Genomic DNA, 20,319 nt, shown 5'->3' on the forward strand with positions numbered 1-20,319 from the left:
TCCGTCATTTAAACGGCGTGAGCCTACTACTGCCACAGCGAACCTTCGAAGGCCTGTCCGGACGTTTTCGGCCTGGCCCCCGGACGAAGATCACGAGTTGTCCGATAGTTCCCGTGAAGTGCGGCCCGATATGTGGCAGATGACACTTGGTGGGGCCTCGGTTCCCTTAGCCGAATGGATGGCTGGAATTCTTCGTTCCGCGACACTTCGGGGCGCACGGTGCGTCCGGGATCCGGGAATCTATCGGCCCCTTCGCGCGTCTACCTGTTCGGGGCGGGCATGAGCGGCCGCGTGGAGGGGAGGGACCGACCATGGCGAAGAGGCACGAGGACGACCGCGAGGGCGCGGGGACCGGGGCGCCGCAGGGGCGGGACCTGTGGGTGGACCAGCCTGCGGGGCGCAGGCGCATGCCGGACCCGGTGCGGAGGTCCGCCGTGCGGGCGGTGCTGATCGTCGCCGTGACGCTGACGGACGCGACGATCGCCTTCTTCCTGACGGTCACCGGCTCCTGGCTCGCGCTTCCGCTGTCGCTGTGCGCGATAGCGGGGGTGGTCGTGGCCACCTGGGGCGTGCTCGACGTGCTGATCACCCGGCAGACGTGGAACCAGCGCTACGGAGTCCTCTCGGAGCCCAGCAGTACGGCGCGGGACCGGCGCCGCGAGCGCCGCAGGGCGCGCCGGGAGGCCCGGTCGGCGCCTCCCCTGCCGCCCCGCGTACCGGCGCGCGGCGAGGCGACCGGCATCTGGCCGCCGTCGACGGGCGCGGGGCGGGGCTGAGGCGGGAGAGCGGGCAGCCGGCCAACTGGCCAGCCGGCCAGCCCGCTAGCTGCGGCGGTACATGCGGGTCGCCGTGATCTCGCCGTGGATCGTCTCGCCGTCCGTGAACTGCTGGGGCAGGCCCGGGCGCAGGTGTTCCTCGACGCTGATGTACTTCAGGCCCGCGCGCAGGTCGGCGTCGTTGCGCAGCCGGATCACCAGCGGGAACTCGGCGAGGGCCGTGGTGTCGAACAGGCCCGTGGTGTACAGGAGCTGGACGCCGAGCGCGTCCGAGACGGCCCGCTGGAGTTCCAGCAGGTACGTGGCGTTCGCGCGCCCGATCGGGTTGTCGAGGAAGAGCGTGCCCGCGTGCCGGTGCTTGTCGCGGCCCCGGTCGTTGCTGCGCAGCGCCGCCATCGTGCAGTACAGCGCGATCGCGGCGGTGAGCAGCTGGCCGCCGGAGAACACGTCGCCCATCTGGCCGACCGGGACCCGCTCGGCGCGCAGCACCGCGTCGGGCTTGAGGATCTCCACCGCGATGCCCTTGGGCTCCAGGGCCGCCTGGACCCCGTGCAGCAGCAGCGACATGCCGTCGCGGCGGCCTTCGCCGAAGGTGGCGGTGCTGTTCTTCTTCAGGGCGCCGCGGGTCGCCTCGTCGATGACCTCGCCGAGCCGCTCGGTGAGGGTGGCCTGGTCGGGCTCCTCGAAGCGGATGCGCAGGAACTCCTGGCCCGACCACTCCCCCAGCCCCTCGGGGAGCTGGGAGAGCCGCTGGGCGGAGCGCAGGGTGGCCAGGGCCGATTCCACGAGGCCGCGCAGCCGGTCCACGATGCTGTCCCGGTTGCGCTCCAGCTGCGCCAGCTCGTCGGTGAGGACGCGCAGCCGGGGGGCGAAGGCCACGGCCCAGGCCGCGGCGTGTTCGGGCAGGGCGGAGGCGGGCAGTTCGCGGATCTGCTGGCGCGCGGGGGTGCGTACCTGCTCGTAGCGGTTGGCGTTGGCGTGCCGGACCAGGATGTCGCTCGCCTCGCGGACGGCGGCCTCGGCGGCCGACAGGTCGGCGGCGCAGGCCCGTAGCGCGCGGCGGGCCTCGGTGGCCGACTGGCGGGCCTCCTCCAGGCTGCCGGGGTGGGTCACCGGCTCCTGCTCGTCCTCCTGGTGGGTGTGGTCGCGCAGGAGGTCCCGGAGCATGGCCGCGGTCTCGTCGAAGCCGCCCGCGCCCTCCTCGGCGGTGCGGTGGGCGCGCAGCAGGTCGGCGTGGGCCGCGCGGGCGGACTCCACGGCGGCGGTGTGGGCGGCGAGTTGGGCGGTGGCGGTGCGGAGCCTCGTCTGGGCGTCCTCGACGTTGTCGGGGATCAGCTCCTCGGGCAGCTCGGTGTGCGCCTCGCCCTCGGCGGGGGCGTGCCGTTCGGCCTCGCCGCGCAGCCGGCCGAGCTGCTCGCTCGCGGTGGAGGCGCGGGTCTCCAGCATCTGTACGAGGGCTTCGGCGCGGGCGGCGGCGGCCTGCCGGGAGGGGCCGTCGGCCCCGTCGGTGCCTTCGAGGAGCTGGGCGGCGCGGGTGCGGACCTTGTTGGTGAGACGGTCGAGTTCAGCGAGGGCCACGGACTCGTCGCTCTCGGCGCGGGCCTGTTCGGAGCGCAGGTCGGCGCCGACGCCGACCTTCTCGTAGAGCTGGGAGGCGGCGCGGTAGGCCTCGCGCAGCGCGGGGAGCGGGGCCTTGGCCGTGCCGTCGCCCGAGGGCAGCGGATCGGGGGCTCCGGCGATCTCGGCGCGCTCGGCGCGCAGGGCGCGGGCGGTGCGGCGGGCGTCGTCGGCGGCGCGCTGGGCGGCGCGGCGGTCCTCGTCGGCGGCCCGGGCGCGGTCGAGGCAGACCTCGGCGCGGGCCTCGGACTCGGCGGCGTCGTCGGCGAGTTCGCGCAGCCTGGTCTGCCAGCCGGCGCGCTCGCGCAGCCGGTACGCGAGGCCGGCGAGGGCGTCCGCGACGCGGCGGGCGCGCTGGGCGGTGTCCTGGCGCTCGTCGCGGACGCGGGCGGCGTCGGCGGCGGCCTCGTCTGCCTCGGCGCGTACGGTACGGGCCTCCGCGAGCTCGGCGTCGGTCTCCTCGGCGAAGCCGCGGGCTGCGGCGGCCTGCTCCGCGAGCTCGGTGAGGCGGCCGGGCGGGCAGCCGGTGCGCCAGGACCGCAGCCGGGCGGCGAGCTCGCGGTCGCCGGACAGCCGGGCGGCGAGTTCGCGGATCTCGGTGTCGCGGGCGGTGGCGCGGGCGCGCAGCGCCTGGCGCTCCTCGTCGGCGGCGTGCTCGTCGTGCATGGCCGGGTTCGGCGGGACGATGAAGATGCCGGAGCCGGTGGCGTCGCCGGCCGGGGGAACCGGCGCCAGCAGGGCGGCGGCGGTGCCGACGGCGACGGTGGAGCGGGGCAGCAGGGCGGCGCCGGAGAGGACCTCGCGGGCCCGGGAGTGGGTGTCGGGGTCGGTGATGACCACGCCGTCGACGAGTTCGGGGCGGGCGGCGAGGACGGCGGCGTGGTCGGCCGGGTCCACGGACTGGGCGAGGTAGCGCCAGCCGGGGAGGGCCGGGATGCCGTGTTCGCCGAGGAACTCGACGGTGGCGAGGACGTCGGGGCCGGGCGGCAGCAGGCCGCCGTTGCCGAGGGCGCCCAGGATGCGGGAGTCGTCGGCGGCGGCGGTGCGCAGGTCGAAGAGCTGGCGTTCGGCGGCGGCGACTCCGTCGGTGAGCAGGGTGCGCAGGTCGTCGGCGCCCCGGTCCAGGTCCTCGACGGTGAGCCATCCGGCGGGGACGGCCGCGGCGCCGGTGTTCCGGCCGTCGGCGGCGCCGGGGGCACCGGGGGCGGCGTGGCCGTCGCCTCCGGCGGGCCCTGCCGATCCGGAGCTCCGGCCCTCGGCGGAGCTGTTGGCCCGGGAGCCCTGCCCCGTGGCGTCGGGCCCCGATCCGCCGGCCGGCGTACCGCCGTGGGCGCGCAGGGACGGACGGGCTGGGTCGGGGGCCGACGGGGCGCCCAGGAGGGCCGCCAGGCGCGGTGCGGAGGCCAGGGAGGCGGCGGCCCGGTGCTCGGCGTCGTGGGCCGCCTCGGCCGCGTCGGCGGCGTCGGCCGCGCGGGCGGCGGTGAGTTCCGCGCGGGATTCCGTCGCGGCGGCCTCGCGGGCGGCCTCGGCGGCTGCGCGGGAGGCCTCGCGGGACTCGTCCCAGGCGGCCACGGCCGTCTTCTCCGCGTCGGCGGCGGCCAGGGCGGCGCGCGCCGGGTCGGCGTCGGGGGCGGAGTCGTCGAGCCAGCCGGCCCGGACGGCCTCGGCGGTCTCCTGCTGGACCTCGGCGAGGCGGGCGCGCAGGTGCTCGGCCTCGCTGCGGGCCCGCTGCGCGGCCGTGGCGGCGGCGGTGGCCGCGCGGTGGGAGGACTCGCCGGTCTCCTGGAGGACGGCGGAACGCTCCTCCTCCTCGTTGGCGGCCCGCTCGCCCAGCTCGGCGGCGGCGTGCAGGGCCCGTACGAGCTCGGTGGCGGCGGTGGCCCGGGCGGCGAGTGCCGGGGCGGCGTCCCGCTCGGCCTCCAGGATCGCGGCGGCGACCCGGGCGGAGCGGTCGGCGGCGGAGCGGTGGCGCAGGACGTGCTCGGCGGCCTGCCAGGCGGAGTGCAGGGTGCGGGCTTCGAGGAGTTCGCGGCGCTGCGCGGCGGCGGCCTTGTCGGCGACGGTCAGGGCCAGTGAGGCGTGCCGGTAGGCCAGTTCGGCCGAGACGGCGGCGCTGCGGGTGCGCGCGGACTCGGCTGCGGTGACCTGGTGGGCGGCGGCGGTGACCCGCTGCGCGAGGTCGGCGGCGCGGCCGCGCTCCTCGCCGGCGCGGGCGGACAGGCGCCGGGCGAGGGTGCGCGTACGGCGTTCGGCGCCGGCGTGGACGTCGCGGAGCCGGGAGCGGGCCGCGGCGGCCTCGACGATCTTGGTGAGGAGGTCCACGGAGCCCGCGGTGAACTCCCGTTCGGCCATCAGCTCGGCGCGGCGGCCGAGCTTGTTGCCGAAACCGTGGACGAGGTCGGCGAGGCCGTCGGTGTCCCGGGTGTCGGTGACGGCACGCAGTAGGAGGTCGGTGAAGTCGGAGTCCTTCTTGACCGCGAAGAGGCCGGCGGCCTCGCCCTCGTCGGCGTTCATCTCGCGCTGGTAGCGGAAGAGTTCGGGGTCGAGGCCGACCTCGGTGAGGTGCTCGTTCCAGCGGTCGTGGATCTCCTCGAAGTACACCTCGAGGTGCGGGTACGCCTTGCCGGCCTCGGTCAGGGCGTCACGGAAGCCCTTCATGGTGCGGCGCCGCCCCTGGGCGCCGGAGGCCCCTTCCACGGGCGGGCGCACCGAAGTGGCCTCGGCCACCGGGAGGTTGTCCAGGCTGAGGCCCGGGCCGGGGCGGAAGGAGTACCAGGCCTCGGCGAACTTGCGCGGATCGTTGGAGACCTGTCGGCCGCGCCACTCGCTGACCTTGCCGACGACCACGCACTCGCCGGTCTGGGTGTGCTGCCATTCCAGCGCGACGTGGCCGCAGTCGTCGGCCAGCAGGAACTTGCGCAGGACGCCCGAGCTGGCGCCGCCCAGGGTGTTGCGGTGGCCGGGCAGCATCACCGAGAAGATCAGCTTGAGCAGGACGGACTTGCCGCCGCCGTTCTCCAGGAAGAGCACGCCGGCGGGCGCGGGGCGGCGCGGCGGGCCGGTGGGCTCGTCCTCGAAGAACTCCGCCTGGGTGGGTGCCGGGTGGGGCACCGGCTCGCCGACTCCGCGCAGGTCGAGCACGGTGTCGGCGTAGCGCGCGCCGGCGGGCCCGATGGAGTAGAGACGGATCCGGGACAGCTCGTACATGGCGGCGGACTCTCGTGGTCTTTCGTAGGTCGTACGGGGACGGGTGGCGGGCGGGCAGGGCTGCCGGGGCGGCTCAGGGGTGGAAGGGCAGGCCCGCGTCGGCGGCGAGTTCGAGGTCGTCGCCCTCGGGCGGCGGCAGCAGGCTGGCGGAGCCGTCGCTGACGGGGACCACGCCCAGGTCGAGGAGCTCGGCCATGGCCGCGCTGCCCGCCATGTCGCGGACCTGGAGCTGGTAGCGGGGGGTGGTGCGGTACGTGCCTCCGACGTCGTCACCGGTGCGCTGGAGGAAGCCGGAGTCGGTGAGGAAGGCGGCGGCCTTGCCGACGATGCCGGTCGTGGAACCGGCCAGCCGGCGGGCGTCCTTGGTGGCGCCGGTCGCGCTGCGGCGGGCATAGACCCGCCAGGCCGCCTCCAGGCCGGGGGCGTCGGAGGCCGGGTCGGTGTTCTCGCCGAGCTCCTCGGCGCGCTCCTCCAGGCGGCGGCAGGTCTGCCGGACGAAGGCGTCGACGCCGTTGACGGTGATCCGGCCGATGTAGCCGTCGTCGGCGAGGTCCTCGGGGCGGGGGAAGGCCAGGGCCGCCACGGCGAGGTGGGCGAGGCCGTGCAGGAAGCGGTCCGCGGAGTCGGCGGAGGTGCGGCGGGCGTAGTCGCCCATCCGGACGGCGAAGACGGAGTCCTCACCGGCGGCCACGGCCATGCCCGCGCGGGAGGACACCTCCAGGACGACCAGGCCGAGGCCGGTGGCGACGGCGTCGGCGAGCCGTGCGAAGGCGGGGTCCTCGCGGTAGCGGCGCAGCAGTTCGGCGTACTCGGCGTCGCGGGCGGGCAGCAGCTTGGGCTGGAGCCCGAACGCGACGAGGCGGGCCGCGTCGGCGGCGTCCGCCGGGGTGACGGGGCCCTGCGGTCCCTGCGGGGCTTGGACCGGGATCGGGGCCGGGGTCTCGTGCGCGTCGGGCTCGCTCCACGCGGGGTGCTGCTCGGCGTGGTGGTCGCTCACGGGTGGGTCTCCTCGGTGGTGCCGGTACAGGTACGGGTGCGGGTGCGGGTGCAGGTGCGGGTGTGCTGGGCACGGGCGTGGTGCGGGGCAGCGGCTCGCGTACGGGCGTGCGCGGGTGGCCGTGCGGTGGCAGGCCCGGCGGGACCGGCAGCCGGGCCGGCGGGGACGGTTCTTCCCCCACCCCGCCCCTTCCCGAAAGCGGGGGCAAGCCCCCACACCCCCAGGTGGGACCGGGCCACCAGGGGCCCCGCCCCGGCGTCGGAGCCTGCGGGCCCGCCCGGGCCGGCGGCACCGCCGGGCACGTGCGCGGGGCCGGCCCCGGGGCGCGCGGCCCAGCCGGGCGAAAGCGCATTGACCGCCCCGCGGTGTGCAGCCCAGTCGGGCACAGACGCAGGGACCGACCCACGGCGCACAGCCCGGCCGCGCGAGGGCGCAGGGGTCGGCCCGGGGTGCGGGGCGCGGCCCGGTGAGGGGGTGGGTGCGGCCCGGCCGACTGTTGGTGTAGCCGTCCAACGACCCGGCGAGGGCGGGGTCACGCCGCCTCCGTGCGGTCCGCCGTCATGGCTGCCGCGTCCAGGAGGGCGGTGCCGACGATGAGGTCCGCGCCGCCGAATTCCGGGTCGTCGAGTTCCGTGCCGTCGTCGACCGCGAAGAGGAGCCGCTCCTCGCCCTGGCGGTACGCCGTGCCCACCGCCGGGCTCGCCGCGTGGACGGCCAGCAGGGCGACCAGGTAGGGGAGGTCGGGGTCGGAGCGGCGGGCTTCGGCGAGGAGGCCGGACAGGCGGCGCGGGGCGTCGTGCGGGAGTTCCAGGAGGGCCATCGCGGCGGCGAGCTGCTCCTCGCTGAAACGGCTGTCGTCGGGGGTGGCGATCAGGTCCGGCTCCGGCATCTCCACGCCGAGGTGTTCGCGCTCCACCGGTGGGGTCAGCAGGATCTCCACCAGGTCCGCGACGCGGACGGAGACGGGGGTGCGCAGGCCGGCTCCCGACGCGAAGAAGGCGTCCGTGACCCGGATGGCCTGCGCGACCGGGAGCGGCAGCGTGGGGGCCACCAGCTGCCCGTAGAGGTCGATCCCGGAGCGCGGCGCGGGGGCCGCGAAGGCCTGGCGGTCCTGTTCGGCGCGGAAGAGCGGGCCCGCGTCGAGCAGTCGGGACTGGAGCTGGGTGTGGCGGCGGATGCAGTCCTTGACGATGTCGACGAGCTCGGCGGCGCGGCGCTTGTTGTCGGGCTCTTCCGCCTCGTCGCGGGCCTTGCGGATGTTGGTGAGGATCGCGTTCTCGTGCCGGTAGCGGTCGGCGACGTGGTCCAGGGCCTCCGCGATCATGTCGGGGACGGTCACCAGCCAGTCGACGGCCCGCACGTTGCGGCGGGTCGCGTCGAGCGTGCGGCGCAGGGTCTCGGCGTACTGGACGGTGCGGTAGCGGGCCTGTTCGGCGGCGAGCTGGGCGTCGGCGAGCCGGCCCCGGCTGATCAGGACCTCCAGCTTGACCTCGGCGGCGATCTGCGCGCTGGTGACGTCCGTGTCGAGGGCGCCGACCAGGACGTTGACGGCCTCGTCGGTGGTCCGCAGGTACACCGCGCCGCCGTAGCCCGGGACTTCCTCGATCAGCTTGAAGTCGTAGTCGCGGCGTACGTACACCCCGTCCGGGCCGAACGTGCCGTAGATCGCGCGGAATCCGCGGTCGACGCTGCCGACGTTGATCAGGTTCTCCAGCACCCAGCGGGCCACCCGCTCGTGCTCGGCCGCAGGGCGCGCCGGCGCCTGGGCGGCGACGCGCGGCAGCAGGCGGGCCACTATCTGCTCGTGGTCCGCGCCGGTGTCGAAGTCCATGTTGAGCGTGACCAGGTCGATCGCGGCGAGCGCGACCTCCGCCATCGCGTAGACCCCGTACTCGCCGGCCAGATTGGCCTTGCGTACGTCGAGGTCGTGCAGCGGGGCGGTGCAGGCGAGCGCGCGCAGCCGCCGGGCCAGGCCCTCGTCGGCGGCCGGGCCCGACGCCGGAGAGGGAAGGGTCTTCGCCGGGGCAGGGAGAGTCACGGGCAAAGACTAGGCGCTGACCCTGACAACATCCCAAACGGGATGGTTCGCCCGATCCTCCCGCCGTCGGCGGGAGCGCGGCCCGCACCCGGCCCGCGGCGTGTTCTGGATCCGGAAGAGACGGCCTACGCTCACCGCATGGCTTCCATGATCACGCCGGAATCCCCGGCGGCCGGCCCCGTGATCGATCTCAACGCCGACCTCGGCGAAGGCTTCGGGCGGTGGACGCTGACCGACGACGAGGCCCTGCTGTCCGTCGTCACGAGCGCCAACGTCGCCTGCGGCTTCCACGCCGGCGACCCGTCCATCATGCGCCGCGTCTGCGAGCTGGCGGCCGCGCGCGGGGTGCGGATCGGCGCGCAGGTCTCGTACCGGGACCTGGCGGGCTTCGGCCGCCGCTCCATGGACGTGCCGGCCGGTGAGCTGGCCGACGAGGTGGCCTACCAGATCGGGGCGCTGGAGGTCTTCGCGCGGGCGGCCGGTTCCCGGGTGTCGTACGTGAAACCGCACGGCGCGCTCTACAACCGCACCGTGCACGACGCGGGCCAGGCCGGCGCCGTGGTGGCCGGCGTGCTGCTCGCGGCCGGTCCCGGCGGGCTCCCGGTGCTCGGGCTGCCCGGTTCCCTGCTGCTCGCCGCCGCCGGGCGGGCCGGGCTGGCGGCCGTCCCGGAGGCCTTCGCCGACCGCGCCTACACCCCCGCGGGCACCCTCGTACCGCGCGGCGAGCCGGGCGCCGTGCTCCACGACCCGGACGCGGTGGTGGCCCGCGCGGTGGACATGGCCGCCTCGCACGCGGTAACGGCCGCGGACGGCTCCCGGATCCCGGTGGCCGCCCGCTCCCTGTGCGTGCACGGGGACACCCCCGGGGCGGCGGAGCTGGCCCTGCGCGTCCGCGGGGCGCTCGGCGGCGCCGGGGTACGGGTGGAGGCCTTCGCGTGAGGGCGCTGGAGGCCGGCGCCGGGGCGCTGCTGCTGGAGGTGGACTCCGCCGAGGAGGTGGCCGCGCTCCACGCGGAGCTGCTGCGCCGGCGGGACGCGGGCGAGCTGGGCGGCGTACGGGAGATCGTGCCGGCGGCCCGGACCGTCCTGCTCGACGGGGTACGGGAGCCGCGCGCCCTCGCGGCCCGGATCGCCCGCTGGCGGGTCGCCCCGCTGGCGCCGGCCGACGGGCCGCCCCCGGTGACGGTCCCGGTGCGCTACGACGGCCCGGACCTCGCGGAGGTGGCCGCGCTGTGGGGGGTGTCCCCCGGGGAGGTGCCCGGCATCGTCGGCGCGATCACCTTCCGGGTGGCCTTCTGCGGGTTCGCCCCCGGCTTCGGCTACCTGACGGGGCTGCCCGCCCGCCTCCACCTGCCCCGGCGCGCGACGCCCCGTACGGCGGTGCCGGCGGGCTCGCTGGCCCTCGCGGGCGAGTACGCGGGGGTCTACCCGCGCTCCTCCCCCGGCGGCTGGCAGCTGATCGGGTCCACCGACGCGGTGCTGTGGGACCCGGCGCGCGAGTCGGCCGCGCTGTTCGCGCCGGGGGTACGGGTGCGGTTCGCCGGGGCGGGGGCCGCGCGGTGAGGGGGCTGGAGGTCGTACGGGCGGGCGCGCTGACCACCGTCCAGGACCTGGGCCGGCCCGGGTACGCCCACCTCGGCGTCCCCCGTTCGGGGGCCCTCGACACGGGGGCGCACGCGCTGGCGAACCGGCTGCTGGGCAATCCGCCGGGGGCCGCGACGCTGGAGACGACCCTGGACGGCGTGGGTCTGCGGGCGGTGGGCGGTCCGGTCGTGGTGGCGGTCACGGGGGCGCCCTGCGCGGTACGGGTCGACGGGCGCGCGGCGGCCTGGGGAGCCCCGGTCCTGCTGCGCGCCGGGGCGGAGCTGGAGGTGGGCCGGGCGGAGTCGGGACTGCGCGGCTACGTGGCGGTGCGCGGCGGGTTCGCGGTGGAGCCGGTGCTGGGCAGTCGCTCGACCGATCTGCTGTCGGGCCTGGGCCCGCCGGTCCTGATCGAGGGGGCGCTGCTGGCGGTGGGCGCGCCCGGTCCGGATCCGGTGGCCGGGGCGGACGCCCCGGCGGCGCCGGGCCCGCCTGCGGAACTGGTGCTTCCGCTGCGGTTGGGGCCGCGGGCCGACTGGTTCACGGCGGAGTCGGTGACGGGGCTGCTGCTGCGGGCGGCGTACCGGGTCTCGGCCGCTTCGAACCGCATCGGGCTGCGCACGGAGGGGCCGCCGCTGGTCCGGGCCCGGGGCGGGGAGCTGCCGAGCGAGGGGATGGTGCTCGGCGCCGTCCAGGTTCCGCCGGACGGGCAGCCGGTGGTCTTCCTGGCCGACCACCCGGTCACCGGCGGCTATCCGGTCGTCGGCGTCGTCCCGCCGGGCCCCGCACTCGACGCGGCGGCCCAGGCCCGGCCGGGGGTCCCCGTGCGGTTCGTGCGGAGCCGCTGAGGCGGGGCACGTGCGAGCGCGCGGTGCCCGGCCGGTGAAACGCTTCGCGCGGCAGATGCCAAGTACGGGTGAACGGGGCCGCAGGGGCCCCGCACACCGGGGAGGAAACGGGTGCGCAACCCATCACGGGAGGCCGGGCCACCGGATCTCACCACGCCCGAGGGGTTCGGCAGGTTCTACGAGGAGCACGTCGACGCCGTCCTCGGCTTCGTCACCCGCCGGGTCGCCGATCCGCACGTGGCGGCGGACCTGACGGCGGACGTCTTCCTCGCGGCGATGGGGTCGGCGGGCGGCTACCGGCCCGACCGGGGCGTGCCGGTCGCCTGGCTGTTCGGCATCGCCCGCAACGTCCTGTCGGGCCACGCCCGCGGCCTGGCCCGCGAGAGCGGCGCCCTGGCCCGGCTCAGCGGCCGCAGGCTCCTCGACGACGAGGACGTGGCCGCGCTGGAGGAGCGGATCGACGCGGAGCGGGCCTACCGGGCCGTCGCCGAGCGGCACGCCGCCCTGTCCGAGCCGCTGCGCGCGGCGCTCGACCTGGTCGTCGTCGACGGCCTCACGCCGGCGGAGGCGGCGCAGGCCCTGGGCGTCACCACGACGACGGTCCGCGTACGCCTGCACCGTGCCCGGCGCGCCCTGCGCGCCACCGACCCCACCCCGTTCTCCACCCCGGAACCGCACCTGGAGGTAGTCCGATGAGCAGCAGGTCCAGCGGGTCCGGCACGTCGAGCAGGCCCCGTGCGTTCGAAGGGCGGCTCAAGGCCGAGCTCATGACCCTCGCCGCGGAGCGGGTGCCCGCCGCCGCGCCCGTACGGTCTCCCGCCCGGCGCTACCGGATCCCGATCGCCCTCGGTGCGGTGGCGGCGGCGGTCGCGGGGCTGGTGTCCCTGCCGGTGCTCGGCGAGGACGGCGGTGCCTCGCCGGCGTACGGGGTGTCCCGGGAGGCGAACGGCGACATCTGGGTGCAGATCTACCGCCCGGAGGGGGTCCAGGGGACCGTGGACGAACTGCGGGCGCTGGGCGTACCGGCCACGGCGGTCCCGCGGCGGCCCTCCGAGCAGTGCCCGGCGACCGAGGCGTTCCCGGTCGGGCTGACGCCCGGGGAGGGCGGCGGGCAGCCGGCCGGTGAGATGGACGCGAGCGCGCACATGCTGATCACGCCGGGGACGGTGCCCCCCGGGCACACCCTCGTGCTGAGCACGCCGGTGGACGCGGCCGACATCCACGGGATCGGGTTCGGCGCCGTGGAGACGGCGAAGGTGCCGACTTGCGTGCCCGTCTACTCCGACCCGTCGAAGGCGCCCGTCCGCAAGCTCAGCCCTCAGGAGAAGGCCGCGCGCGACGCCAAGCTGCGGGGCGGGGACGCGGTCGGGTAGGAAGGCGGCCTCCGGCCGACCGCCCGGGTGCCCGCCGCCGAACGGCGACGGGCACCCGGGGGCCGGGTCCGCACGGGTGTCAGATCAGCGTGTCGTAGATGTTCCAGCCGCCGCCGACCAGGCTGCGCTTGCCGCTGAGCTGGTAGCCCCTGGTGTTCCAGGCGCCCTCGTACAGCCAGAGGTTCCCGTCGCGGCCCCGGGCGAGCAGCTCGGGGTTGTGGTTTCCGGTCTTCTGTCCGCCGAAGGCGAAGCCGGTGAAGGGGCCGAAGCCGGTGCCGATCTGGTGCCTGGCCCGGAGCGGGGCGGCGACGTCACCGTTCGGGTTCGTCTCGTAGTGCCAGAGGACCCCGGCCGCGTCCCTGGCCAGGAGCCCGTCGGGGAACGCCGTGAGGCTCGTGTACTGGTTCCAGCCGCCGCCGACCTTCACGCGCGGCTTGAACGGCCGCTCCGGGTTCCCCGTACCGCGGTAGAACCACAGGACCCCGTCACGGTCCCGGGCCAGCAGATCACTGACCCCGTCCCGGCGGGAGTCGCCCATGCCGACGATGGACGTGTACTGGCCCCAGCCGCCACCCACCAGCTTGCGCGGCTTGAAGGGGTTCACGGGGTCGGCGCTCCGCTCGTAGTACCAGAGCTGCCCGGCGGCGTCGCGGGCCACCAACGCGGTGCCCGACCCCGTGGGCGCGGCCTCGCTGCCCACGTAGGAAGTGCGTAGATGTTCCAGCCGCCGCCGACCCTCGTGCGCGGCGCGTAGAGCGCGCTGCTGGTCTTGCCGTCGGACTCGTACTGCCACAGCACGCCGGCGGCGTCACGACCGAAGAAGGTCGGCCGCAGGGACGCGCGCCCCTCGACGAAGTTGATCCGGACGGGGGCCGTGGCCAGCGCGGCTCCGGCGGCGTTCGTCAGGTCGATCCGGCCCCCCATGTCACCGAACAGGTTGTCGGCAACGTTCATCTGCAGCACCCAGGTGACCTTCTGGCCGCCGGCGCTCGGCACGACGGTGGCAGTGGGCAGATTCAGGTAGAGGGTGCCGTCGTCGTCTTCGGTGGTGCCGCCGAAGAACTTGCACGGCGAGCCGGGGACCCCGTTCACCAGGCAGCCGACGTTGCTGAAGCCGCTGATCATCCTGGAGGGGGTGTCCCACCCTGCTCCGGGGGTGCGGTCGATCACCATCTGCGCCTTGACATCCCCGGAGTACCCCGCCGGCAGTTCGGCGGTGAACCGGATCTGCGAGACCGGCACGTCACCCATGCGGATGTCGCTGGTCTCCTGGACCACGGTCACCGGCGCGGCATCCTCCGCGGCAGCCGCCACCACCGGAGTGACGGCGGAGGCCGAGGCCATCGGAGCTGCCACGCTCGCAAGGACGGCAAGGCCGGCCACGAACGCGAGACGGGTACGGCCAGAGGCGCGTAGAGCGGTATTCACAATTCCCCCGTGGAACTCAAGAATTCAGGCATGCGGCATGCGGCATCAGAGAGCGCGCGTGCGTTCACCTGTACGACACCGCACACACCCCGAGGGTTGTACGTCGCTCAAGGGATCTTCGCGTCCTCAGACGTGCAGACGTGCACGCGTGCACGCACGAACGGCGCTTCGTGCGCCTCGGGGGTTGTACACCGGTACACCGGTACACCGGTCGACAGGTTTGCGGCGCGCGTGCCCGCCGCGGGCGCCGGCCCGGGTTGCCCCGGGCCGGCCGCTCCCCGCACTGCTACACCGCCGACTCCGGGGTGATGCGGCTGCGGACCGCCGACTGGACGTCCTCTTCCTCGGCCGGGTCCGCGGCCAGGCGGCGCAGGCGCGGGGCCACTCGGGCGTCGGCCGTCTCGGCGTGGCGGGCGGCCACCTCCCGGGTGGTCTCCTCGCAGTCCCACAGGCATTCGACGGCGAAGCCCGCCGCGAAGGAGGGGTCGGTCGCCGCCAGGGCCCGCGCGGCGCGGCCCCGCAGGTGGGAGGAGGCCGTCTCGCGGTAGATGTGGCGCAGTACCGGCGCCGCGCAGTCGATGCGGAGCCTGCCGGCTCCGTCGACCAGGGTGAACAGCGGCGTCGAGTCCGGGCCGGAGCCGCGGACGGTGGAGCGCAGGGCTCCGAGGACCAGGGTGGCGTCCTCGGCGCCGCCCCGGGCGGCCAGGAGGGTCCCTGCGGCCGTTCCGAGGGCATCGGGGCGCTGGACCCAGCGCCGGGCCCGCTCGACGGCGGCGGGGCCGCACATGCGCTCGTAGGCGGCTACGGCCGGCTCGTCGCCGGCGGCTTCGATGAGGTCCAGTACGGCCGGGTTCTCCGGCTCGGCGAGGACCAGGTGGTGCAGCGCGGTGGCGCGGGCGGCCTCTCCGGACGCGCCGGCGGCGGCCGCCAGGATCGCGGAGCGGTCTTCGGGGGTGGCCACGGCGGCGAGGCAGCGGGCGGCCGGGACGTGCAGGGGGGTGCCCCGGCGCAGTCCGTCGGCGGCCCAGTCGAAGACGGCCTGGACGCCCCAGCCGGGCTGGGGGCCGCGCGGGGTGAGCTGGCGCTGCCAGCGGTCGAAGGAGCCCTGCTGGCGGGCTGCGCGCAGCCGCTCGCCATAGGCGGGGTCCTCCTCCCACAGGCACCAGGGCCTGGGCTCGTAGGCGTCGCGGACGGCGGCGGCGAGCCGCGCCTCACCCTCGGCGGTGGCGGGGAACCGGGCGAGGACCGGGGCGCCCAGGGAGCGCAGCCCCTCGTCGTCGTCGCGCAGGGCGAGTTCGTCGAGGGCCCAGGCCCAGTTGGCGCCCGTGGCGGCGTACCGGCGCAGCAGCATGAGCGCGTCGTCGCGGCCGTACGAGGCCAGGTGGCCCAGGACGGACAGGGCGAGGCCCGTGCGGCGGTCGTCCTCGTCGACGAGGTCGTCGACGCTGAAGAGGTGGGCCTCGATCTCGCCCAGGGGGCCGTCGAGGTCCAGGTACAGGCGTGCGTAGTACAGGGAGCGGTTCTCGACCTGCCAGTCCTGGCGCGGATCGCCGGCCACGCAGAGGTTGAGCGCCGCGAGGGCCTCGGCCCTGGGCGCCGCGAGTGCGTGCAGCGTGCCGTCGCCGCGGCCGCGCTGGAGGAGACCGAGCAGGGTGCCGCTCGGCGCTATGACTGGTTCGAACATGGGAATGGCCTCAAATCAAGCTGGGGACGCAACCGGGAATCGGAATTCACAGGGCCGCGTAACAGCATGTGAGGACGTCCGCCGTCTGGTTCCGCTCGATGTAGACCATTGCCTTCTCACTCTCGTCGGTGTTCTCGGCCAGGGCGGCGGTCCCCCGGCAGGAGTGGGGGTCGGACACCCGTTGTGTCCTGCCCGCTCCTGCCCGTCCGTCCTGTCCGCGAATCGAATCCGACGCCATGATGACCCAGGCGGTTTGTGCACCGCGACCACATTTAAGGCCTCCGTGACCAACCCGTGAGGTCTGGACCGGTCAGGAACCGGGCCCGGAACCGGCCTGGGGACCGGCAAAAGCGGACTACTTGGCTCCGAAAAGTTCCAGCAGGTCGGCCTTGGCGAACATGCGGGCCGTGTCCACGGCGGAGGGCGTTCCGGCGTTCGGGTCGGCGCCTCCGGCGAGCAGCGCGCGGATGACGGCCTCCTCGCCCTTGAAGACGGCGCCGGCGAGCGGGGTCTGGCCGCGGTCGTTGGCGCGGTCGGCCTCGGCTCCGCGGGCCAGCAGGGCCGTGACGGCGTCGGCGTGACCGTGGTAGGCGGCGAGCATGACGAGGGTGTCGCCGCGGTCGTTGGTGAGGTTCGCCGGGACGCCCGCGTCGACGTACGCGGCGAGGGTCTCGGTCTCACCCCGGCGGGCGAGGTCGAAGATCTTGGTGGCCAGCTCGACGACGTCCTCGTCGGGAACGCCCGGAGAGTCCTGGACGGCCTGGGGGTCCTGGGAGTCCCGGGAGTCCTGGGAGCCGTTCTCGACGTGCTCACTCATCGGTCGTACCGCCTTTCACGGGCAGGGCTGCGCACGGCACTGCGTCCGTACGGGTGAAGCGTCAGAGTAACGCCCGGACCTGCACATGAGCGGCGCGGGCCGAGGCAATGATCACCCTGCGGCCCCCGTGCCCCCATCCCGCCAGGCGCGCCAGCCGGGATGGGCCGGTCAAGTGAAAAATTACTGGATTCACCCATATGCACCTTTTATCGCATTGATACTTGCTGTGAGCCTGGAAGAACTGATGGTGACTGTCCCCACCCACCAGGAGAACTGACTCATGGTCCTGTCCATCTCAGGTGTCGTCCTGCTCGGCATCATCTGCTTCCTGTTCTTCAAGAAGGACGGCATGAAGCTGACGCACGCGTTCGTGTGCGCCCTCTTCGGCTTCTTCCTCGCCGGCTCCGCCATCGCCCCCAGCATCACGGCGAGCACGGCGAGCCTCGCGAGCCTTCTCGGCGGGATCAAGCTCTAGCGCCCGGCCCCGGCACCCACCCCGAAGCATCCACAACTCCAGGAGACGCCCGTGGCCCGGCGCCCACTTCCCCGCATCCTCAGCAGCGGCACCGTGTCGCTGACCCGGGGCCGCGACTTCGCTCGCACGGCCGCCGACAGCGCCACGGACGTCCTCCATCCGCTCCTCACCATCGGACGGGGCCTGCGCGTCCTGGCCTCGGCCGGACGGCGCAAGTGGTGCGACACCCCCAAGGACAAGCGTGGTCCCGCGCTGTTCCTGGGAGCCGCCTGCGTCCTCGTGGTCGCGCTCGTCCCCTACGGCCCCCTCACCGCCCTGATCACCCTCATGGCGGCGGCGGCCTGGCAGGGACGCGACCGCACCCCGGTGAAGACCGGGCCCAGCGATGCCGAGACCGAACGGCTCGGCTCCCTCTACGAAGCCCTCGTGCCGTACTTCTCCATCCCGGAGGACCCGAGCCCCCTCTTCGCCCACGGCGGGGAGTGGGACAAGGCCTTCAGCGGCTACGAGTTCGACGAGGCGGGCCGCGTCACCCGGCTCCACATCCGCTACCCGGCCTACTTCACCGACGGCGAGGCCACCTCCAGGGCCCGGATCGAGGCACTGCTGCACGCCAAGTCCGGGCGCGGACGGGAGTATCTCTTCGACTGGGACGAGGAGGGAAACCAGCTCGACCTGAGCGTGCTGGCGGCGCTGCCCACGGGCATCGCCGCCCAGCCCTTCGTCACCTCCCCCGGTGAGACCGTGCTCGGCTTCACCGACACCGGCAGCGTGCAGCGCACCCTGCCCGTCCTGGACGGCGACGAGCCCCGGGACATGCCGCCGGTCATCTGGCGCACCGGCGCCCGTTCCGCAGAGCCCCACCTGCTGGCCGTGGGCCAGCCCGGCAGCGGTACGTCCACACTGCTGCGCTCCATCGCCCTGCAGGCCCTGCGGCACGGGGGCGACGTCCTGATCGTGGAGGGCGGCGGCACCGGCGAGTACTCCTGCCTCCTGGGCCGCGCCGGCGTCCTCGCCGTGGAGTGCGGGCCGGCCGGGGCGCTGGCCACCCTGGAATGGGCCGCCCGCGAGACCGAGCGGCGCCTGATCGCCACCCACCGGGCCCGCGAAGCCGGCCGGCCCGCGCCCGAGGACACCCGCCGCCCGCTGTGGATCCTGCTCGACCGGCCCAGCGTGCTGGCCCACCTGGCCGTCGCCGAGGGCGCCCCCGATCCGATCGCGCAGCTCCAGGTGCCGCTGCGGCACGGGCGCGCCGCGCACGTCACCGTGGTGGTGGCCGAGCAGTTCGACCACCTGGAGCTGCTGAACGACTCCGTCTGGCAGCACACGAGGGCCCGCGTGGTGCTCGGAGCCGCCACGATCCAGCAGATCGCCGATGTGCTGGGGCTGCCCCCGCACACCACGCCGACGGCCGTACTGCCGCCGGGGCGCGGGTACGCCCGGCTCGGCGCCGGTCCCGTGCACCGGCTCCAGGTGCCGGCCACGCCGGACCCGTACGACGACGCCACCCACCCGGGACACCGGCAGGCGGTACTGGACCTGCTGCCCGAGCGGCAGGCGCCGCCCAAGCCCGTCCCGGACCACGTCACCCTGGGCAAGCCGCTGCACATCGTCCAGCCGCCCGCCCAGGCGCAGGCCCCGGCGATCGACGCCTCGGAGATCCCCGAGGTCCCGGCGGACGCCCCGTAGGCCGTCCCTTCCGGATCCTTCCCGCTCCTACGCGACGAAGGTGCGCGGCGGCTCCGCCCCGCCGCCGCCCGCTCCGGTGGCCACCAGCCGGGCCGCGGCGGCCAGCCGGGCCGCCGCCTCCTCGGCCACCGGGCCGCCGACGGTGAAGGGGAGCCGGACGTAGCCCTCGAAGGCCCCGTCGACACCGAACCGGGGCCCCGAGGGGACCCGTACTCCCACCCGCTCCCCCACCTCGGCCAGCCGGGACCCGGAGAGCCCGCCCGCGCGGGCCCACAGCGTCAGGCCGCCGAGCGGGACCCGGAACTCCCAGTCCGGCAGCTCCCGGCGGACCGCCGCCACCAGGGCGTCCCGGTTCTCGCGGGCCTGGTCGCGGCGGATCTCCACGGCCTGCTCCCAGCCTCCGGTGCGCATCAGCCAGTCCACCGCGAGCTGTTCCAGCACGGGGGTGCCCAGGTCGGCGTAGGCGCGGGCCGCCACCAGGCTGCGGATGACGTCGGGGGCCGCGCGGACCCAGCCGATGCGCATCCCGGCCCAGAAGGCCTTGCTTGCGGAGCCGACGGTGATGACGGTGGAACCGGCCGGGTCGAAGGAACAGACGGGGCGGGGCATCTCCATCGCCGGGTCGAACTGGAGCTCGACCATGGTCTCGTCGGCGACGAGGACGGTACCGGCCGAGCGGGCCGCCTCGACCATCGCTCGGCGCTGCTCGTCGGAGGCCAGGGCCCCGGTCGGGTTGTGGAAGTCGGCGACCACGTAGGCGAGGCGGGGGGCGGAGTCGCGCAGCACCTGGCGCCAGACGTCCATGTCCCAGCCGGTCAGCCCCTCCCCCATGGCGACGGGCACGAGGCGGACCCCGGCGGCGCGCATGAGCTGGAGGATGTTGGCGTAGGAGGGGGATTCGACGGCGATCCGCTCGCCGCGCCCAGCGAAGAGGCTGCAGATGGCGTCGATGGCGCCCATCGCGCCCGTGGTGACCATGATCTGCTCGGGCATGGTCGGGATGCCGCGCTCGGTGTAGCGGTCGGCGAGCATGCGGCGCAGCGCGGGCAGGCCGGCCGGGTAGTCCCCGTGGGTGTGGGCGTACGGCGGGAGCTCCTCCAGGGCGCCCTGGACGGCCTTGGTGAGCCAGGGCTCGGGGGCCGGGAGGGCGGCGCAGCCGAGGTCGATCATCGAGCCGAGGGACTCGGGGGGCAGGGGCTCCAGGCCGCGGGCCGGCATGGGGTTGCCGGCGGGCACCGAGGTCCAGCTGCCCGCGCCCCGGCGGGATTCGAGGAACCCCTCGCCGCGCAGGGCCTCGTAGGCGGCGGCGACGGTGGTGCGGCTGACGGAGAGCGCGACGGCCAGCTCCCGCTCGGCGGGGAGCCGGGCGGCCACGGGGATGCGGCCTTCGAGGACGAGCATGCGGATGCCGTCGGCGAGCGTGCGGTACGCGGGCAGCTTGCGCCCGCCGGGCGCGGCGGTCCGGCCCTGCTGGGAGGTGATGAGCCGGCCGAGCTGTGCGGCACCTACGGCCGAGGTCCACTGCGCCATGACGTCCGGTCCACCTTCGTCGAATTGGCCCCTGTCGACCCGCGGGGGCCTGCATTGGATTGGTTCTGCGGGGTCCAGGGTGCCACGGAGGGCTCCGCGCGACATAGGGAGGCCCCGGGATCGGGCCCGCCGGTGGCGTCCGGAAGGTGGCCCTCGGCCTCTTCCCCCGCTCCGCCCCGGGCTACCGGACCGCGTACGTGTAATCCGGCCTCGATTCCCTGGCGCTGCGGGCCTGAGCCGGCGGGCCGTTCACCGGGCGG

Annotated in this window: 17 protein-coding genes; 8 read left to right on the top strand and 9 right to left on the bottom strand. The window is 75.3% G+C overall.

Features of this window, described 5'->3' with window-relative positions; translation table 11 throughout:
* Positions 1–311 precede the first annotated feature (311 nt).
* Entirely contained in the window at positions 312–776 is a 465-nt protein-coding gene (locus ACODT5_RS23830) for a hypothetical protein (RefSeq protein ID WP_422521319.1), read from the top strand.
* Positions 777–821: 45 nt separating this feature from the next.
* On the opposite strand, the gene ACODT5_RS23835 is transcribed toward ACODT5_RS23830, so the two are convergent.
* The 3 genes from ACODT5_RS23835 to ACODT5_RS23845 form a co-directional block, all read right to left on the bottom strand.
* Positions 822–5,600, bottom strand: coding sequence for a hypothetical protein (locus tag ACODT5_RS23835; protein WP_422521320.1), 4,779 nt, complete (start codon positions 5,598–5,600; stop codon positions 822–824).
* 73 nt (positions 5,601–5,673) lie between these two features.
* Positions 5,674–6,597 carry a hypothetical protein gene (locus tag ACODT5_RS23840; RefSeq protein WP_422521321.1) on the bottom strand — a complete coding sequence of 308 codons (924 nt, stop codon included), beginning with the start codon at positions 6,595–6,597 and terminating at the stop codon, positions 5,674–5,676.
* 532 nt (positions 6,598–7,129) lie between these two features.
* Positions 7,130–8,635, bottom strand: a complete 1,506-nt coding sequence (locus ACODT5_RS23845) for a hypothetical protein (RefSeq protein WP_422521322.1) — start codon at positions 8,633–8,635, stop codon at positions 7,130–7,132.
* 138 nt (positions 8,636–8,773) lie between these two features.
* Between ACODT5_RS23845 and ACODT5_RS23850 the strand changes: the two genes are divergently transcribed.
* The 5 genes from ACODT5_RS23850 (at position 8,774) to ACODT5_RS23870 (ending at position 12,436) form a co-directional block, all read left to right on the top strand.
* Complete coding sequence (locus ACODT5_RS23850; RefSeq protein ID WP_422521323.1) at positions 8,774–9,574, top strand: LamB/YcsF family protein; 801 nt, start codon at positions 8,774–8,776, stop codon at positions 9,572–9,574.
* Entirely contained in the window at positions 9,571–10,197 is a 627-nt protein-coding gene (locus tag ACODT5_RS23855) for a 5-oxoprolinase subunit B family protein (protein ID WP_422521324.1), read from the top strand. Before ACODT5_RS23850 ends, ACODT5_RS23855 begins: the two co-directional genes overlap by 4 nt.
* On the top strand, positions 10,194–11,063 hold the full coding sequence (locus ACODT5_RS23860; protein WP_422521325.1) for a 5-oxoprolinase subunit C family protein: 870 nt from the start codon (positions 10,194–10,196) through the stop codon (positions 11,061–11,063). The genes ACODT5_RS23855 and ACODT5_RS23860 overlap by 4 nt, the downstream gene beginning before the upstream one ends.
* Positions 11,064–11,174: 111 nt before the next feature.
* Entirely contained in the window at positions 11,175–11,759 is a 585-nt protein-coding gene (locus ACODT5_RS23865; RefSeq protein WP_422521326.1) for an RNA polymerase sigma factor, read from the top strand.
* Positions 11,756–12,436 carry a hypothetical protein gene (locus ACODT5_RS23870; protein WP_422521327.1) on the top strand — a complete coding sequence of 227 codons (681 nt, stop codon included), beginning with the start codon at positions 11,756–11,758 and terminating at the stop codon, positions 12,434–12,436. Before ACODT5_RS23865 ends, ACODT5_RS23870 begins: the two co-directional genes overlap by 4 nt.
* A 79-nt stretch (positions 12,437–12,515) precedes the next feature.
* On the opposite strand, the gene ACODT5_RS23875 is transcribed toward ACODT5_RS23870, so the two are convergent.
* The 5 genes from ACODT5_RS23875 to ACODT5_RS23895 all read right to left on the bottom strand — a co-directional run bounded on the left by ACODT5_RS23875 (position 12,516) and on the right by ACODT5_RS23895 (position 16,365).
* Positions 12,516–13,040: a hypothetical protein gene (locus ACODT5_RS23875; RefSeq protein WP_422521328.1), complete on the bottom strand. Its 525-nt coding sequence runs from the start codon at positions 13,038–13,040 to the stop codon at positions 12,516–12,518.
* Positions 13,037–13,792 (bottom strand): hypothetical protein, encoded by a 756-nt coding sequence (locus ACODT5_RS23880; protein WP_422521329.1) that lies wholly within the window; start codon positions 13,790–13,792, stop codon positions 13,037–13,039. The genes ACODT5_RS23875 and ACODT5_RS23880 overlap by 4 nt, the downstream gene beginning before the upstream one ends.
* Before the next feature lie 358 nt (positions 13,793–14,150).
* Positions 14,151–15,548 (bottom strand): HEAT repeat domain-containing protein, encoded by a 1,398-nt coding sequence (locus ACODT5_RS23885; RefSeq protein WP_422521330.1) that lies wholly within the window; start codon positions 15,546–15,548, stop codon positions 14,151–14,153.
* A gap of 46 nt (positions 15,549–15,594) precedes the next feature.
* Positions 15,595–15,726, bottom strand: coding sequence for a hypothetical protein (locus ACODT5_RS23890; protein ID WP_385379524.1), 132 nt, complete (start codon positions 15,724–15,726; stop codon positions 15,595–15,597).
* A gap of 177 nt (positions 15,727–15,903) precedes the next feature.
* On the bottom strand, positions 15,904–16,365 hold the full coding sequence (locus tag ACODT5_RS23895; RefSeq protein WP_422521331.1) for an ankyrin repeat domain-containing protein: 462 nt from the start codon (positions 16,363–16,365) through the stop codon (positions 15,904–15,906).
* Positions 16,366–16,645: 280 nt separating this feature from the next.
* Between ACODT5_RS23895 and ACODT5_RS23900 the strand changes: the two genes are divergently transcribed.
* Both ACODT5_RS23900 and ACODT5_RS23905 read left to right on the top strand, forming a co-directional pair.
* Positions 16,646–16,840, top strand: coding sequence for a hypothetical protein (locus ACODT5_RS23900; RefSeq protein ID WP_007262923.1), 195 nt, complete (start codon positions 16,646–16,648; stop codon positions 16,838–16,840).
* 51 nt (positions 16,841–16,891) lie between these two features.
* Entirely contained in the window at positions 16,892–18,529 is a 1,638-nt protein-coding gene (locus ACODT5_RS23905; protein WP_422521332.1) for a P-loop NTPase family protein, read from the top strand.
* A 27-nt stretch (positions 18,530–18,556) separates the two neighbouring features.
* On the opposite strand, the gene ACODT5_RS23910 is transcribed toward ACODT5_RS23905, so the two are convergent.
* Complete coding sequence (locus ACODT5_RS23910) at positions 18,557–20,059, bottom strand: SCO1417 family PLP biosynthesis transcription factor (RefSeq protein WP_422521333.1); 1,503 nt, start codon at positions 20,057–20,059, stop codon at positions 18,557–18,559.
* Positions 20,060–20,319: the final 260 nt, after the last annotated feature.

Origin of the sequence: Streptomyces tatrensis (genome assembly GCF_049310065.1) — a bacterium.
Classification (GTDB): Bacteria; Actinomycetota; Actinomycetes; order Streptomycetales; family Streptomycetaceae; genus Streptomyces.

Coding starts and splice junctions, on each gene's coding strand:
- ACODT5_RS23870 (WP_422521327.1), top strand. CDS start 11,756: ATGAGCAGCAGGTCCAGCGGGTCCGGCACGTCGAGCAGGCCCCGTGCG.
- ACODT5_RS23835 (WP_422521320.1), bottom strand. CDS start 5,600: ATGTACGAGCTGTCCCGGATCCGTCTCTACTCCATCGGGCCCGCCGGC.
- ACODT5_RS23830 (WP_422521319.1), top strand. CDS start 312: ATGGCGAAGAGGCACGAGGACGACCGCGAGGGCGCGGGGACCGGGGCG.
- ACODT5_RS23900 (WP_007262923.1), top strand. CDS start 16,646: ATGGTCCTGTCCATCTCAGGTGTCGTCCTGCTCGGCATCATCTGCTTC.
- ACODT5_RS23910 (WP_422521333.1), bottom strand. CDS start 20,059: ATGGCGCAGTGGACCTCGGCCGTAGGTGCCGCACAGCTCGGCCGGCTC.
- ACODT5_RS23895 (WP_422521331.1), bottom strand. CDS start 16,365: ATGAGTGAGCACGTCGAGAACGGCTCCCAGGACTCCCGGGACTCCCAG.
- ACODT5_RS23885 (WP_422521330.1), bottom strand. CDS start 15,548: ATGTTCGAACCAGTCATAGCGCCGAGCGGCACCCTGCTCGGTCTCCTC.
- ACODT5_RS23850 (WP_422521323.1), top strand. CDS start 8,774: ATGGCTTCCATGATCACGCCGGAATCCCCGGCGGCCGGCCCCGTGATC.